This is a genomic window from Lentzea sp. NPDC003310 (assembly GCF_040610935.1).
In the GTDB taxonomy this organism is placed as follows: Bacteria; Actinomycetota; Actinomycetes; order Mycobacteriales; family Pseudonocardiaceae; genus Lentzea.
On the sequence record NZ_JBEXNC010000028.1, the window covers coordinates 15,675 to 29,647 of the forward strand.

Sequence of the window (13,973 nt, forward strand, 5' to 3'; positions counted from 1 at the left end):
ACGAGCCTACGGGGCTCACTCCTCCGAGGGACTCAACGCCACGGACGAGATCAAGGCGGCCATGGCCTTGCCCACGAGCTCGTGCCCCTCCCAGCCCCAGTGCATGCCGTCCGGATTGCCCGCGCCGGACCGCACGTGGTCCCCGATCACGGCCGGCAGGTCGAGCAACGGCACGTCCGCATCCACGGCCCAGCCACGCACGGCCGCGACCGCAGCCGCGTGCCCCTGATGCGCGAACGAGTACGTAGGTGCGCGGTGCACCGACGGCACGATCCCAACCGCCGGCATCGTGTACTGCAGATTGCGCACGGACTGCAACATGTCCCGCAGATAACGCGCCGTCAGCGCAGGCGGCAGCGATGCGCGCGTGTAAGGCGCCAACCGCGGCTGCACGGCCTGATAGCGCGCACGAACCCAACGCCGCAGCCAGTCCGGCCGCACATAACGCAGCCCCTCACGCAGGTACGTCGGCAACGGCGACGGCAGCGTGTCCATGCTGCCCACCGCGAACACCAGCACGTCCGTGCGCGGCAGCAACGACCAGATCCGCGGATCCCCGGTCAACGCCCACCAGGCGTCCCGCGCCGTCCACCCGAACCCCGCGGCGAGCTCCGCCGCCCCACCCAGCTCGGCGGCACAGAGGTTGTGCCACAGCTTCGGGTGGTCGGCGGGCAACGGCCCGGAGGGCCCGAAGAACGACAGCGAGTCCCCGAGAACGAGCAGTCTCAACGGGTGGTGCCCGCGTTGTACGAGGTCAGGCGCCAGAAGTCGTTGCGACGGGTGAACACGGTCCAGTGGCAGTTCGAGATGCCCCCGAGCTGCGACCAGTTCTCCACCGGCAGGCCGAGCAACCGCCCGGTCAGGGCGCTGATCAGGCCTCCGTGCGCGCACAGCAGGACGGTGCCGGAGAACTCCGCGTCGACCTCGTGCACGACCTTGATGGCCCGCTCGGCGACCTCGACGCGCGACTCGCCGTCCGGCGGCACGAAAGTCGGGTCGGTGCGCCACACCCCGACGGCCCCCGGCCACTCCTGCTCCACCTCGGCCACGGTGAGCCCCTGCCACTTGCCGAGGTGGGTCTCGCGCAGCCGCTCGTCGATCCGCAGCGGAACGTCCGTCGAGGTGGTGAACACCCCGGCGGTGTTGCGCGCGCGTTGCAGGTCGGAGGCCACCACGATCTCGGGTTCGAACCCGGCGAGCACCGGGACGGCGAACCGGGCCTGGTTCAAGCCGGTCTCGGTGAGCGCCGAATCCAGATGACCCTGCAAGCGGCCAGTCGCGTTGTAGTCGGTCTCGCCGTGCCGCCACAGCACGAGCCGGCTCAGGGCCATCAGCTACCTCACTCGGCCGCGGACTCGGCGGGGACGTCCGCTTCGAACTCGATGCGCGGGCAGTCCTTCCACAGCCGCTCCAGGCCGTAGAAGCTGCGCTCCTCCGTGTGCTGCACGTGCACCACGAGGTCCACGAAGTCCAGCAGCACCCAACGGCCCTCCCGGGCCCCTTCGCGGCGCACCGGCTTCTTGCCGGCCTCCCGCAGCTTGTCCTCGATGTTGTCGACGATCGCGCCGACCTGCCGCTCGTTGGGAGCGGACGCGATCACGAACACGTCCGTGATCACGAGCTGGTCGGAGACGTCGAGCACCGTCACGTCGTGCGCCTTCTTGTCGGCCGCTGCGTTCGCCGCGACCAGCGCCAGCCGTCGTGCCTCGTCGGTGGCTGCCACGTCACTCCTCTGACTTCCGGCGGGCGTCGATACGCCCACACGAGTTACTGAGGGTACCGGCGACCGCCAACAGGTACTTCACACGCGGGCATGACGAAGGCCACCTCAGCGCCCTGAGGTGGCCTTCACCTGCGCCGAAGCTTAGAGCGGGCGGACCTGCTGGGCCTGCGGCCCCTTCTGGCCCTGGCCGACCTCGAACTCGACCTTCTGGTTCTCCTCGAGCGACCGGAAACCCTTGGACTGGATCTCCGAGTAGTGCACGAAGACGTCTGCCGAGCCGTCGTCGGGCGCGATGAACCCGAAGCCCTTTTCGGCGTTGAACCACTTCACGGTGCCTGTAGCCAAAGTCTTGCCTTCCACGAACCAGCAACAACCCGCTGATTGTTGCTCCCCGCGCGCTCGGATGCACGCAAAATCCACTCGAACGTGGTTACGACTCGGAGTACAGGCCTGTTTTCGCGATGTATTGGACGACCCCGTCGGGTACGAGGTACCACACCGGCTGACCGGAGGCGGTCCTCGCGCGACAGCCCGTGGAGGAGATCGCCATGGCCGGGATCTCGACGAGCGACACGGAGCCGGGCGGCAGGTGGCGGTCGTTCAACGTGTAGCCCGGACGGGTGACGCCGATGAAGTGGGCCAGCTCGAACGCGTCCGCGGCGCGCTTCCAGGACAGGATCTGCTCCAGCGCGTCCGCGCCCGTGATGAAGAACAGCTCGGCGTCCGGGTACTGCTTCTTGAGGTCCGTGAGCGTGTCCACGGTGTACGTGGGGCCCTCGCGGTCGATGTCGACCCTGCTGACCGAGAACCGGGGGTTGGAGGCCGTGGCGATGACCGTCATCAGGTAGCGGTCCTCGGCGGGCGAGACCTCGCGCGACGCCTTCTGCCAGGGCTGACCGGTCGGCACGAAGATCACGCGGTCCAGGTCGAACCTGTCCTGCACCTCGCTGGCGGCCACGAGGTGACCGTGGTGGATCGGGTCGAACGTGCCACCCATGACGCCGATGCGCATCGCGCCAGCCTAGACCGGCGCCGAGCCGCTCCCGAGACTCAGCGCCGGTCGTGCTGATCACACCGAACGGCCCAGGGGGAGGACGGGCCGTGCGGGTCGCGGCTCACCCCGAAGCAAAGCCGCGCGCACTGGAGGAACGCGCGGCCCGCTCCCCCATTACGCGGTTCGCCCAAGATTTTTCTTCACCAGGCCACGACGAGCCTGACAGGGCCCCTGACCAGCGAACCCTTGCGGAACTCGACGGGTTCGGCGAGCCGCAGACCGGGCATGCGGCGCAGCAACGCGCCCAGCGCGACCTGCAATTCCATCCGGGCGAGCTGCGAGCCGAGGCAGAAGTGGATGCCGTGCCCGAACTGCAGGTGCTGGCCGACCTCGCGCTCGATGTCGAGCTTGGCGCCGTGGGCGTACATCGTCTCGTCGTGGTTCGCCGACGACGCGACCACGAGCACGGCGTCACCCTTCTTCACGAGCGCGTTGCCGACTTGGACGTCCTCGGTCGCGATGCGGGTGAAGCCGGCACCACTGCCCAGCGGGATGTAGCGCAGCAACTCCTCGATGGCGTTGGGCAGCTTGTCCGGGTTCTCGCGCAGGCTCTCCATGGCGTCCGGGTGCTCGAACAGCGTGACGACGCTGTTGGCGATCATGTTCGCCGTCGTCTCGTGCCCGGCGACGAGCAGCGTGATGCCGAAGCGGACGAGTTCGTCCTCGCTCAGCCGGTCATCGTTGTCGCGTGCGGTGACGAGAGCGCCCATCAAGTCGTCCGTGGGGTGCGCACGGCGCTTGGCGACCAGTTCGGTGAAGTAGCCGTGCAGCTTGAGCATGCCGTGCATCGCCTCTTCGGGCGTGTGCCCGCCGACCGTGGACAGCACCTGGTTCGACCACGTGCGGAACTCGTCGCGGTCCTCGAAGGGGACGCCGAGCAGTTCGCAGATGATCGTGATCGGGAACGGCATGCTGAAGCCCTCGACCAGGTCACCGGGGTTGGGCAGGCGGTCGAGGAGCTCGTCGGTGATCTGCTGGGCACGCGGCCGCAGCTCCTCGATCCGGCGCACCGTGAACGCCTTGGACACCAGCCGGCGCATGCGCGAGTGGTCCTCGCCGTCGTGCGTGAGGATCGAGCCGCCCGGCGCGATGAGCGGCTGCATCCGCGGCACGTCCTGGTTGACCGTCAGCGCACGGCTGAAGCGCGGGTCGCCCAGGACGAACTTCGTTTCCGCGTAGGACGTGACGAGCCAACCCTCGCCGCCGTACGGGTACGTCACGCGCGAGACGGGTTCCTCGCGCCGTAGACGTTCATAGGTCGGATCGAGGGTCAGGCCGTCGGCTTCGGAGAACGGGTAGGTGGGAGCCATGTCTCCGAACGTAGAGCTACGCCTTGGGGCGCGTGTGTCCTTCGCCCCACACGACCCATTTAGAGGACGTCAGCTCGGTCAGGCCCATCGGACCGCGGGCGTGCAGCTTCTGCGTGGAGATGCCGATCTCCGCACCCATGCCGAACTCCGCGCCGTCGGTGAAGGCCGTGGAAGCGTTGACGAACACCGCCGCGGCGTCCACACGGGCCGTGAACCTGCGTGCAGCCGTGACGTCGTTCGTCACGATGGCCTCGCTGTGGCCGGAGCCGTACGTCGCGATGTGCTTCACCGCGTCGTCGAGGGAGTCGACGACCTTCGCCGCGATGTCGAGGCTGAGGTACTCGGTGCCCCAGTCGTCGTCGTTGGCCGCCACGACGTCCGCCTGCTGCGCGAACTGCTCGTCACCGTGGATGGTCACGCTCTCCTGCTGCAGCGCCTTGGTGATGCGCGGCACGAACTCGTGCGCGACGTCCTTGTGCACCAGCAGGGACTCCGCCGCGTTGCACACGCTCGTGCGCCGCGTCTTGGCGTTGAGGACGATCGACTCGGCCATGTCGAGGTCGGCGTGCGCGTCGACGTAGACGTGGCAGTTGCCGACGCCGGTCTCGATCGTGGGCACCGTGGCCTGCTCGACGACGGCGTTGATCAGGCCCGAGCCGCCGCGCGGGATGACCAGGTCCACCAGGCCGCGCGCGGTGATGAGGTGGGTGACGGACGCGCGGTCGTGGCACGGCAGCAGCTGCACGGCGTCGGTCGGCAGGTTCACGCTTTCGAGTGCCTCGCGCAGGACCTCGACGAGCTTGGTGTTGGAGTTCTCGGCGGTCGAGGAACCCCGCAGCAGAGCGGCGTTGCCCGACTTCAGCGCGAGACCGGCGGCGTCGACCGTGACGTTCGGACGGCCCTCGTAGACCATGCCGACGACGCCCATCGGGACGCGGACCTGCTTGAGCTCCAGGCCGTTCGGGAGGATGCCGCCGGTGATCACCTGACCGACCGGGTCGGCGAGTCCCGCCACGGTTTCGAGGCCTGAGGCGACGCCCTCGATGCGGGCCTCGGTGAGCGTGAGGCGGTCGAGGATGTTGTCCGGGAGACCCGCTGCCTTGCCCGCGTCGAGGTCCTCCTGGTTCGCCTCGATGATCTCTGGCGCGCGCTTGCGGAGCGCCGCGGCCATCTCGAGGAGCGCGGTGTCCTTGCGTTCGCGGGTGGCGAGGACGAGTTCGTCGGCGGCGACGCGGGCGCGGCGAGCTGCTGCGTGTACCTGGTCGCGCAGGTCATCAGTCACGCCACACAGCTTACGACCTGCGACAATCACAATTGTCAGAGTGGCCTGGCAAGCTGACTGCCACGACCACCACGCGAGTTCGCACCGGATGAACGACTTCCCGGCGAACTCGCCGCCGCTGCGGGGCAGCGGCCGACAAGGACAGGCTGGCGAGCTCTCTCCCATGGACGACATCGCGTTGCGGGAACTGGCCGAGGAACGGCTCCGGGCACTGGCGGGCCCGCAGGCCGTGCTGCGCGACGACCAGTGGACCGCGATCCACACCCTCGTGGCCCAGCGCCGCAGAGCTCTCGTCGTCCAGCGCACCGGCTGGGGCAAGTCGGCCGTCTACTTCATCGCGACGGCGCTGCTGCGCCAGCTCGGTGAGGGGCCGACGGTCATCGTGTCCCCGTTGCTCGCGTTGATGCGCAACCAGATCGACGCGGCGGCGCGGGCCGGCGTGCACGCGGTGACGATCAACTCGGCCAACCCCGGCGAGTGGGACGCGGTGCAGGAGCAGGTGGCGGCCGGCGAGGTCGACGTGCTGCTGGTGAGTCCGGAGAGGCTGAACAACCCCGACTTCCGGGACGCGGTGCTGCCGTCGCTGACAGCGTCGGCGGGCATGCTCGTCGTCGACGAGGCCCACTGCATCTCGGACTGGGGGCACGACTTCCGGCCTGACTACCGCAGGTTGCGGACGTTGCTGACGGAGCTGCCGCCGGGCGTGCCGGTGCTCGCGACGACGGCGACGGCCAACGACAGGGTGGTCCACGACGTCACCGAGCAGCTGGGGCTCGGTGCCGACGAGGGGACGCTGGTGCTGCGCGGGCCGCTGGACCGCGACAGCCTGCGGTTGTCGGTGGCGGTGCTGCCGACGGCGGAGTCGCGGCTCGGGTGGCTCGCGGAGCAGCTCGACCGCCTGCCGGGGTCCGGGATCATCTACACGCTCACGGTCGCGGCGGCGGACGACATCGCCGCGTTCCTCGCCTCGCGCGGTTTCGCGGTGGCCTCGTACTCGGGCAAGACCGAGCCCGCCGAACGGGAACGGGCGGAGGAGGACCTGCTCGGCAACAAGGTCAAGGCGCTCGTCGCCACGTCGGCGCTGGGCATGGGGTTCGACAAGCCGGACCTGGGGTTCGTCGTGCACGTGGGCGCGCCGTCGTCGCCGATCGCGTACTACCAGCAGATCGGTCGTGCGGGCCGCGGTGTCGAACGGGCCGAGGTGGTGCTGCTGCCGGGCCACGAGGACCGCGACATCTGGGCGTACTTCGCGTCGCTCGCGTTCCCGCCCGAGGTGGTGGTGCGGCAGGTGCTGTCCGCGCTCGACGGTGCGGGCAGGGCGCTCTCGACCGCCGCTTTGGAACCGATGGTCGAGCTGTCGCGCGGGCGGCTCGAGGTGGTCTTGAAGGTCCTGGACGTCGACGGCGCGGTCCGGCGCGTGAAGGGCGGCTGGGAGTCCACGGGGCGGCCGTGGGAGTACGACGGCGAGCGGTACGCGCGCATCGCGGAGGCGCGCAAGGCCGAGCAACGGGTGATGATCGAGTACCAGCGCACCGACGCGTGCCGGATGAAGTTCCTGCAGGACCAGCTCGACGACCCGACCTCGCACGAGTGCGGGCGCTGCGACAACTGCACCGGCGAGCGGTTGTCCGTCGAGGTGTCCGAGGTGGCGGCGGAGGCCGCGCGCGAACGGTTGCTGCGTCCCGGACTGGACGTGGCGCCGCGCAAGATGTGGCCGACGGGCATGGCCGCGATCGGCGTCCCGCTGTCCGGCAAGATCCCCGCGACCGAGGTGGCGGCCACCGGCCGGGCGCTCGGCCGGCTCACCGACATCGGCTGGGGCAACCGGTTGCGTGACCTGCTCGCGGACGGCACCGACCACGAGATCCCGGACGACGTGTTCGCGGCGTGCGTGAAGGTGCTGACGGCGTGGGGCTGGGACGAACGGCCGGTGGGCGTGGTGACGGTCGGGTCGCGGCGGCGACCGCAGCTGGTCGGCAGCTTCGGCCAGAAGATCGCCTCGATCGGGCGGCTGCCGTTGCTGGGCACCGTGTGGCTCGGCGAGTCGACGCACCGGGCCAACAGCGCCCAGCGGCTGGCCGGGCTGGTGCGGGCCGGCGAGGTCCCGGACGTGTCCAGTGTGGACGGTCCGGTCCTGCTGGTGGACGACCACGTCGACACCGGGTGGACGATGACGGTGGCGGCTCGGCTGCTCAGGAAGGAGGGGGTGCCGGCGGTGCTGCCGTTCGCGCTGGCGGTGACGAACTGACCTGAAATCCCGGTCCGCTGTGGCACTGTCAGCGGCATGACTCCGGACGTCGTGCGGTACCGGCAGGCCGATCTCCTCGCGACCCTGTATCGGCGGTTCGGACCGGTCGTGCGGCTGGGCCCGTACACCTACCTGCTCGGGCCCGAGGCGAACCGGTTCGTGTTCGCGCACCCGGAGCTGTTCGAGGTGGAGCGGGCGTTCCAGTCGCTGGTGCCGGTGGACGGGCCCACGTCGTTGATCGTGAGCGACGGCGAGGACCACAAGCGGCGGCGGCGGGTCGTGCAGCCCGCGCTGGCGCACCGGCAGATCGCGAGTTACGTGCCGGTCATGCGGAGCAACGCCGAGGCGGCCGTCGACGCGTGGCGGCCCGGCCAGACCGTGGACGCGTACCAGGAGTTCCGGCGGGCCATCCGGCGGAGCACGATCCACGCGTTGTTCGGCGAGGAGTTGGCGCGGGACTCGGACTTCTTCGGCGCGCACCTGCAGGTGCTGATCAACCTGATCGACCGCAACCCCGCGGTCGTCACGCTGCTGAGGACCTTGCGGGCGCCGGCGTGGCGCAACGCGATGCGGGCGCGCCGGGCCGTGGACGCTCGGGTGTACCGGGCGATCGAGGAGACGCGTCAGGGGAGCACGGCCGGTGACGTGCTCACGGCTCTGGTGCAGGGTGACGGGTTGAGCGACCTGGAGGTGCGCGACCAGATCGTCACGCTGATCGCGGCCGGGTACGAGACGACCAGCGGCGCGATGGCGTGGGCCGTGTTCAACCTGTTGCGGCACAACGGGGTCTGGGAACGAGCGCGGGAGGACGACGACTTCCTCGCGAACGTCGTCAGCGAGACGTTGCGGCTCTACCCGCCCGCGGTCGTGTCGGCACGGGTGGCGGCGCGGGAGTTCGAGTTCGCCGGGAAGAAGATCCGGCAGGGCACGTTCCTGCTGTACAGCCCGTACGTCACGCATCGGCTGGCCGAGGTGTTCCCGGACCCGCTCCGGTTCGACCCGGACCGGTGGGAGTCCAAGCCGGGGCCGCACGAGTTCCTGCCGTTCGGTGGTGGTCCGCACCGGTGCGTCGGTGCCGGGCTCGCCACGACCGAGCTGACCGTGATGCTGAAGGTGTTGCTGGAGCGGCCGAAACCCGAGCTGCTCCCCCAGCTCCTGACGCCGACCGGTCTCGCCGCGATGCGTCCGAGGAACGGCCTCAGAATCCGAGCAGCAGGATGACCGTCGACGCGGTGCAGGCGACGGTGCGGACGTGGTTCCAGAGCGTCCAGTTGCGCAGGTACTCCGGCCAGTAGGAGTCACTGGAGCTTTCCAGGCGGTTGTTCATCGGCACGTTGACGGCCATCGTCACGAGGAGGCAGCCGACGAGGTAGAGCAGGCCGCCGACGATCCTGCCCTGGAAGGCGACGACGACGCACAGCACGGCGGTGCCGAGGAACACCAGCAGGAACACCGGGTTCTGGATGCGCGCGTTGATCCGGCGCATCGCGCCGCGGGCGTTCTCGGGCGGCAGGTCGGCGAGGCCGGGCATGACGGCGACGGAGAACGCGAAGAACAGGCCCGCCATCAGGCCGGTCGCGATGATCGTGGTCAGCGTGAGTATCCCCATGGCGCCAACTCTGACCGGTCCGCCACGGACTCTCAATGACAATTCATCGCGCAGGCTTGCTCATTCGTCCAGACTGGTGACATGACGGACGCGTTAGGCGAAGCGCTGCACCTGTTGAGGATGTCCGGCACGTTCTACTGCCGCAACGAGCTCACGGCGCCGTGGGGCGCGACGATGCCCGACATGGGCGACTGCCTGTGGTTCCACGTGCTGACCAGCGGCAGCTGCGACGTCGAGGTCGACGGCCAGGTCACCTCGCTCGAACCCGGCGACGTGCTGCTCGTGCCGGGTGGGCAGCGGCACCGGCTGTTCCACGGCGAGGCGGAGACGCCGCTCGTCACGACGCTGCCGCACGAGTTCGAGACCGAGAACTACGCGATCCTGCGGCACGGTGGCGGTGGCGCGGTGACGCACCTCGTGTGCGGTGCGGTCCGGTTCGACCACCCGGCGGCGAAGCACCTCGTCAGCGTGTTGCCGAACGTGCTGTACGTGCGGCGCGCCGACGACCTGCGCGCGACGATCGCCCTGCTGGCCATCGAGTCGCAGGCTGTGCGTCCCGGCGGCGAGGCGGTCGTGACCCGGCTCGCCGACGTGCTGGTGATCCAGACCATCCGCTCGTGGCTCGCCAACGACCCGGCCGCGCGCACCGGCTGGCTCGGCGCGTTGCAGGACCAGCAGATCGGGCAGGCGCTCGCGCTGATCCACCGCGACCCCGCGCAGCCGTGGACGGTCGAACGGCTCGCGCAGCAGATCGCCATGTCACGGTCGGCGTTCGCGGCTCGGTTCACCGAGCTCGTCGGTGAGCCGGCCATGCGGTACGTCACGCGGTGGCGCATGCACGTCGCGATGAACCGTCTCAAGGACCGCGACACCACGGTCAGCGAGATCGCCCGCGGCCTCGGCTACGAGTCGGAGGCGGCGTTCAGCCGGGCGTTCAAGCGGATCGTCGGGGTGTCGCCGGGTCAGGCGCGGGCGGGCTGAAGCAGGTCCCAGCGGTTGCCGTAGAGGTCCTCGAACACGGCCACGCGGCCGTAGACCTCGTCGCGCGGCTCCTCCCGGAAGTGCACGCCGTAGGCGGTCATGCGGGCGTGGTCGCGGTCGAAGTCGTCGGTGTTCAGGAAGAACCCGACGCGGCCACCGGTCTGGTCGCCCACTCGTGCCTGCTGCTGTCCTGTGTCAGCCTGTGCCAGCAGCAACGACGTCCCCTCCCCCGCCGACACGACGACCCAGCGCTTCTCGCCCTGAGGCAGGTCCTCGACCAGCGTGAACCCGAGTCCCTCCACGTAGAAGCGGATCGCCTCGTCGTAGTCGCGGACCACCAACGTCACCAAACCAATTGATCGCACGGCGATGAGTATCGACGACGAGAGAGGTCCACTCCCACATGGCTGACTCACTCGTGCTCCTGCACCCCGGCGGCGCGGACCCCTCGGCGTTCGGACCACAGCTCGACGCCCTCGCCGATTTCGCCCTGCACGCACCGCACCGGACGAACCAGGCCACTCAGGACCACACGGAGATGGCGCACGAGACCATCGAGTTCCTCGACCGGATCGGACCGTCCCACCTGCTCGGCTGCAGCGACGGCGCCACGGTCGCACTCCTCACCGCCGTGCTCAGACCTGATCTCGTGCACCGCCTTGTGGTCGTGTGCGGCGTCTATCACCACGACGGCTGGGACCCGGCCACGGAACTGACGCCGATGCACCGCCGTTCGCCGTCACTCACGACCACGGACCTCACCAAGCTCCAGAACCGCACGCTCATCATGATCGGCGACGACGACGAGGTGACCCTGGAGCACGCCACGAGCATGTACCGGGCACTGCCGAACGCCGAGCTCGCGGTCGTTCCCGGCACCTCCCACGGCCTGCTGCACGAGAAGCCCGCGCTGTGCAACACGATGATCGTCGACTTCCTGTCCAACGGACCGGTCGAGACATACGCACCGATTCGTCGCCGTATGTGACAGGGTGCGTCCATGGCGGTTACATCGGAAACGCATCGACTGCCCGTGCGCACTCTCGTCGCGTCCAGCGCCGGCAACGCCGTGGAGTGGTTCGACTGGGGGATCTACACCGCGTTCAGCATCTACTTCGCCACGCAGATCTTCCCGTCCGGCAACGAGACAGCCGCGCTGCTGAGCACGTTCGCGACGTTCGCGCTCGCCTTCTTCTTCCGCCCGCTCGGCGGCTACCTGCTCGGCCGGTTCGCGGACCTCAAGGGCCGCCGGACCGCGATGCTGCTGACTATCGTGCTGATGTCCGGTGGCTCGGTCGCGATCGGGTTGCTGCCGACGTTCGACCAGGTCGGCTGGCTCTCCCCGGTCCTGCTGGTGCTCGCGCGCATCGCGCAGGGCATGGCGCTCGGCGGTGAGGTGTCGAACGCGTCCGCGTACCTCGCGGAGATCGCGCCCGCGAGCCACCGCGGCCGGTACTCGTCGTTCTTCTACATCTCCACGGGCGCGGCGGTGCTGATCGCGTCGCTGCTCGGGTTCTTCCTGTCCCGCAACCTCGACAAGGCCGCCATGGCCTCGTACGGCTGGCGTGTGCCGTTCCTGATCGGCGGCGTGCTCGGGCTCATCGGCCTGTGGCTGCGGCGCGAGCTCAAGGAGACCGAGCAGTTCGAGGACAACAGGGCCAAGGCCGAGAAGCTGAAGAACCCGTTGATGATGACGCTCAAAGAGCACCCGAAGGCGGTCGGCCAGCTCATCGGCGTCACGTTGCTGTCGACCCTGAGCTTCTACACGTTCTTCAGCGCGCTGACGCCGTTCGCGGTGAAGTCCAAGGGCGCCAACGACATCGACGTGTTCCTGGCGTTGTCGATCGGCACGGTGGTGTTCATCGCGCTGCAGTACCCGATGGGCTGGATGGCCGACCGGTACGGGCGCAAGCCGCAGATGCTCGTGTGGGCCGGGGCGATGGCGCTGCTCGTGGTGCCGCTGTCGGCGCTGGTGAAACCGGGGCTCGCGAACCTCGTGGTGGTGTTCGCCGTGGGGCTCGGGCTCTACACGGCGGTCACGTCGATCGCACCGGCGATCATGAGCGAACTGTTCCCGACCGAACTGCGCGGGCTCGGCATCGGTGCCTGGTACAACCTGACCGTCGCGGTGTTCGGCGGCACGGCCCCGCTGGTCATCCAGGCCGTCGGCGGCACGGTCTTCTTCTGGTACGTCGCGGTCAGCGCGGTGATCACGTTCCTCGTGGTGCTCACGCTTCCGGAGACAAAGGGTGTGCGGTTGAGCTGAGGCAGAACTCGTTGCCCTCGGGGTCGGCCAGCACGAACCAGACGCCGTCACGGCTCTGCACCGAGGCCCCGAGAGCGACCAGCCGGGCCACCTCGGCCTCGACGTCGTCGCACCACAGGTCGACGTGCACCCGGTTCTTCACGGTCTTCGACTCCGGCACGCGGTTGAAGAAGAACCGCGGCGACCCGTCGAGCAACACCGACGGGTCGTCCTCCGGGTCGTCGATCCCCATCGCCCGCAGCCGCGTGAGCTCGGCGTCGTCGTACGGCGCTATCTCGTGGTCGTCCAGCGCCTGAGCCCAGAACCGGGCGAGCGACGCGGGATGGGCGCAGTCGATGACGACGTCGTGCATCCGGGCCATGCACCCGACATTAGCGGTGCAGCGGCACCAGATCGTCGGCGTGCACGACCTCGCGGCGCTGTTCCTCCGGAAGGTCGTGGCTCTTGCGTCCGATCAGCGACGGCAGTTCGGCCGAGTCGTACCCGACCACGCCGCGGGCGACGACCTCGCCGGCCAGGCTGAGCAGTTCGACGACGTCACCGGCCTCGAAGTCGCCGTCGACGCCGGTGATCCCGGCGGCCAGCAGCGACCGGCGCCGGCCGACGACCGCGGCGACCGCGCCGTCGTCGAGGTGCAGGCGGCCGTTGGCGTCGGTCGCGTACCCGAGCCAGAACCGGCGGGCGGTGAGGCGCGACCCCGTGGCGGCGAAGGCGGTGCCGACGTCGGCCGTGGTGAGGGCGCGACCCGCCTCGGTGGCGCTGGTGAGCAGCACCGGGATGCCCGCGGAGGAGGCCAGGCGGGCGGCGGCGAGCTTCGAGGCCATGCCGCCGGTGCCCAGACCCGAGGCGCCGGGCGCACTGGCGTTCACACCGTCCACATCGGACGCCGATGCGACCTCGGCGATGCGGACGGACCCCGGCTTGCGCGGGTCGCCCGAGTAGAGCGCGTCCACGTCGGACAGCAGGAATAGCGCGTCGGCACCGACCAGGTGCGCCACCAGAGCGGCTAGGCGGTCGTTGTCGCCGAAGCGGATCTCCTCCGTGGCAACGGTGTCGTTCTCGTTCACGACCGGCACCGCGCCGAGGGCGAGCAGGCGGTCGAACGTGCGCTGCGCGTTGCGGTAGTGCGAGCGGCGCACCACGTCGTCGGCGGTCAGCAGGACCTGGCCGACCGTCAGCGCGTACCGCCCGAACGAGTTCGCGTAGGCGTGCGCGAGCGTGAGCTGCCCGACGCTCGCGGCGGCCTGCTGGGTCGCGAGGTCGCGCGGGCGGCGGGAGATCTTCAACGGCGCGAGGCCGGCGGCGATCGCACCCGACGACACGAGCACGACCTGGCTGCCGGCCGCCGCACGGGCGGCGAGGGCGTCGACCAGCGCGTCGAGACGCGCCGGGTCGAGGCCACCTTCCGCGGTGGTCAAAGAAGAAGAACCGACCTTGACCACGATGCGGTGCGCCGAAGCGACCGCCTGTCGAGCCTGTGAGACCGCGGGGGCCGTCACG

Annotated in this window: 16 protein-coding genes; 5 read left to right on the forward strand and 11 right to left on the reverse strand. The window is 69.6% G+C overall.

The genetic code is table 11. The features are described from left to right. Positions 1–15: 15 nt before the first annotated feature. The 7 genes from octT to ABZX02_RS40370 form a co-directional block, all read right to left on the reverse strand. A complete protein-coding gene (gene octT / locus ABZX02_RS40340; RefSeq protein WP_355306805.1) occupies positions 16–729 on the reverse strand; it encodes a diglucosylglycerate octanoyltransferase in 714 nt (237 codons plus the stop codon). Next, positions 726–1,331 (reverse strand): histidine phosphatase family protein, encoded by a 606-nt coding sequence (locus ABZX02_RS40345; RefSeq protein WP_355306807.1) that lies wholly within the window; start codon positions 1,329–1,331, stop codon positions 726–728. The genes octT and ABZX02_RS40345 overlap by 4 nt, the downstream gene beginning before the upstream one ends. 8 nt (positions 1,332–1,339) lie before the next feature. After that, positions 1,340–1,723 (reverse strand): ribosome silencing factor, encoded by a 384-nt coding sequence (gene rsfS, locus ABZX02_RS40350; protein ID WP_355306809.1) that lies wholly within the window; start codon positions 1,721–1,723, stop codon positions 1,340–1,342. A 141-nt stretch (positions 1,724–1,864) separates the two neighbouring features. Then, a complete protein-coding gene (locus ABZX02_RS40355; protein ID WP_030468099.1) occupies positions 1,865–2,068 on the reverse strand; it encodes a cold-shock protein in 204 nt (67 codons plus the stop codon). 85 nt (positions 2,069–2,153) lie between these two features. Next, positions 2,154–2,735 carry a nicotinate-nucleotide adenylyltransferase gene (nadD, locus tag ABZX02_RS40360; protein WP_355306811.1) on the reverse strand — a complete coding sequence of 194 codons (582 nt, stop codon included), beginning with the start codon at positions 2,733–2,735 and terminating at the stop codon, positions 2,154–2,156. 182 nt (positions 2,736–2,917) lie between these two features. After that, the gene (locus ABZX02_RS40365; protein ID WP_355306813.1) at positions 2,918–4,087 is read right to left on the reverse strand and encodes a cytochrome P450; all 1,170 of its coding nucleotides are present in this window, start codon (positions 4,085–4,087) and stop codon (positions 2,918–2,920) included. Positions 4,088–4,103: 16 nt separating this feature from the next. Beyond that, positions 4,104–5,543: a glutamate-5-semialdehyde dehydrogenase gene (locus ABZX02_RS40370; protein WP_355306814.1), complete on the reverse strand. Its 1,440-nt coding sequence runs from the start codon at positions 5,541–5,543 to the stop codon at positions 4,104–4,106. On the opposite strand from ABZX02_RS40370, the gene ABZX02_RS40375 reads away from it, so the two are divergent. Together ABZX02_RS40375 and ABZX02_RS40380 are read left to right on the forward strand one after the other, a co-directional pair. Next, positions 5,533–7,617: a RecQ family ATP-dependent DNA helicase gene (locus ABZX02_RS40375; protein WP_355306816.1), complete on the forward strand. Its 2,085-nt coding sequence runs from the start codon at positions 5,533–5,535 to the stop codon at positions 7,615–7,617. The two genes, ABZX02_RS40370 and ABZX02_RS40375, sit on opposite strands and share 11 nt — an antisense overlap. A 36-nt stretch (positions 7,618–7,653) precedes the next feature. Further along, positions 7,654–8,838 (forward strand): cytochrome P450, encoded by a 1,185-nt coding sequence (locus ABZX02_RS40380; RefSeq protein ID WP_355306818.1) that lies wholly within the window; start codon positions 7,654–7,656, stop codon positions 8,836–8,838. On the opposite strand, the gene ABZX02_RS40385 is transcribed toward ABZX02_RS40380, so the two are convergent. Beyond that, the gene (locus tag ABZX02_RS40385; RefSeq protein ID WP_355306820.1) at positions 8,816–9,226 is read right to left on the reverse strand and encodes an anthrone oxygenase family protein; all 411 of its coding nucleotides are present in this window, start codon (positions 9,224–9,226) and stop codon (positions 8,816–8,818) included. The two genes, ABZX02_RS40380 and ABZX02_RS40385, sit on opposite strands and share 23 nt — an antisense overlap. Positions 9,227–9,307: 81 nt before the next feature. On the opposite strand from ABZX02_RS40385, the gene ABZX02_RS40390 reads away from it, so the two are divergent. Continuing rightward, positions 9,308–10,207 carry an AraC family transcriptional regulator gene (locus tag ABZX02_RS40390; RefSeq protein WP_355306822.1) on the forward strand — a complete coding sequence of 300 codons (900 nt, stop codon included), beginning with the start codon at positions 9,308–9,310 and terminating at the stop codon, positions 10,205–10,207. On the opposite strand, the gene ABZX02_RS40395 is transcribed toward ABZX02_RS40390, so the two are convergent. Next, positions 10,189–10,572, reverse strand: a complete 384-nt coding sequence (locus tag ABZX02_RS40395) for a VOC family protein (protein ID WP_355306824.1) — start codon at positions 10,570–10,572, stop codon at positions 10,189–10,191. The genes ABZX02_RS40390 and ABZX02_RS40395 overlap by 19 nt on opposite strands. 38 nt (positions 10,573–10,610) lie before the next feature. On the opposite strand from ABZX02_RS40395, the gene ABZX02_RS40400 reads away from it, so the two are divergent. Then, entirely contained in the window at positions 10,611–11,195 is a 585-nt protein-coding gene (locus ABZX02_RS40400; RefSeq protein WP_355306825.1) for an alpha/beta hydrolase, read from the forward strand. A gap of 12 nt (positions 11,196–11,207) precedes the next feature. After that, on the forward strand, positions 11,208–12,473 hold the full coding sequence (locus tag ABZX02_RS40405; RefSeq protein ID WP_355306827.1) for an MFS transporter: 1,266 nt from the start codon (positions 11,208–11,210) through the stop codon (positions 12,471–12,473). Here ABZX02_RS40405 and ABZX02_RS40410 read toward each other — a convergent pair. After that, positions 12,436–12,834 (reverse strand): VOC family protein, encoded by a 399-nt coding sequence (locus ABZX02_RS40410; RefSeq protein ID WP_355306829.1) that lies wholly within the window; start codon positions 12,832–12,834, stop codon positions 12,436–12,438. The two genes, ABZX02_RS40405 and ABZX02_RS40410, sit on opposite strands and share 38 nt — an antisense overlap. A 10-nt stretch (positions 12,835–12,844) precedes the next feature. After that, positions 12,845–13,972, reverse strand: coding sequence for a glutamate 5-kinase (proB, locus tag ABZX02_RS40415; RefSeq protein WP_355306831.1), 1,128 nt, complete (start codon positions 13,970–13,972; stop codon positions 12,845–12,847). Position 13,973 lies beyond the last annotated feature (1 nt).

Excerpts from the sequence above, each read along its gene's own strand:
- ABZX02_RS40345 (WP_355306807.1), bottom strand. The coding sequence starts at position 1,331 with ATGGCCCTGAGCCGGCTCGTGCTGTGGCGGCACGGCGAGACCGACTAC.
- nadD (WP_355306811.1), bottom strand. The coding sequence starts at position 2,735 with ATGCGCATCGGCGTCATGGGTGGCACGTTCGACCCGATCCACCACGGT.
- ABZX02_RS40365 (WP_355306813.1), bottom strand. The coding sequence starts at position 4,087 with ATGGCTCCCACCTACCCGTTCTCCGAAGCCGACGGCCTGACCCTCGAT.
- ABZX02_RS40375 (WP_355306816.1), top strand. The coding sequence starts at position 5,533 with ATGGACGACATCGCGTTGCGGGAACTGGCCGAGGAACGGCTCCGGGCA.
- ABZX02_RS40370 (WP_355306814.1), bottom strand. The coding sequence starts at position 5,543 with ATGTCGTCCATGGGAGAGAGCTCGCCAGCCTGTCCTTGTCGGCCGCTG.
- ABZX02_RS40380 (WP_355306818.1), top strand. The coding sequence starts at position 7,654 with ATGACTCCGGACGTCGTGCGGTACCGGCAGGCCGATCTCCTCGCGACC.
- ABZX02_RS40385 (WP_355306820.1), bottom strand. The coding sequence starts at position 9,226 with ATGGGGATACTCACGCTGACCACGATCATCGCGACCGGCCTGATGGCG.
- ABZX02_RS40390 (WP_355306822.1), top strand. The coding sequence starts at position 9,308 with ATGACGGACGCGTTAGGCGAAGCGCTGCACCTGTTGAGGATGTCCGGC.
- ABZX02_RS40400 (WP_355306825.1), top strand. The coding sequence starts at position 10,611 with ATGGCTGACTCACTCGTGCTCCTGCACCCCGGCGGCGCGGACCCCTCG.
- ABZX02_RS40405 (WP_355306827.1), top strand. The coding sequence starts at position 11,208 with ATGGCGGTTACATCGGAAACGCATCGACTGCCCGTGCGCACTCTCGTC.
- ABZX02_RS40410 (WP_355306829.1), bottom strand. The coding sequence starts at position 12,834 with ATGGCCCGGATGCACGACGTCGTCATCGACTGCGCCCATCCCGCGTCG.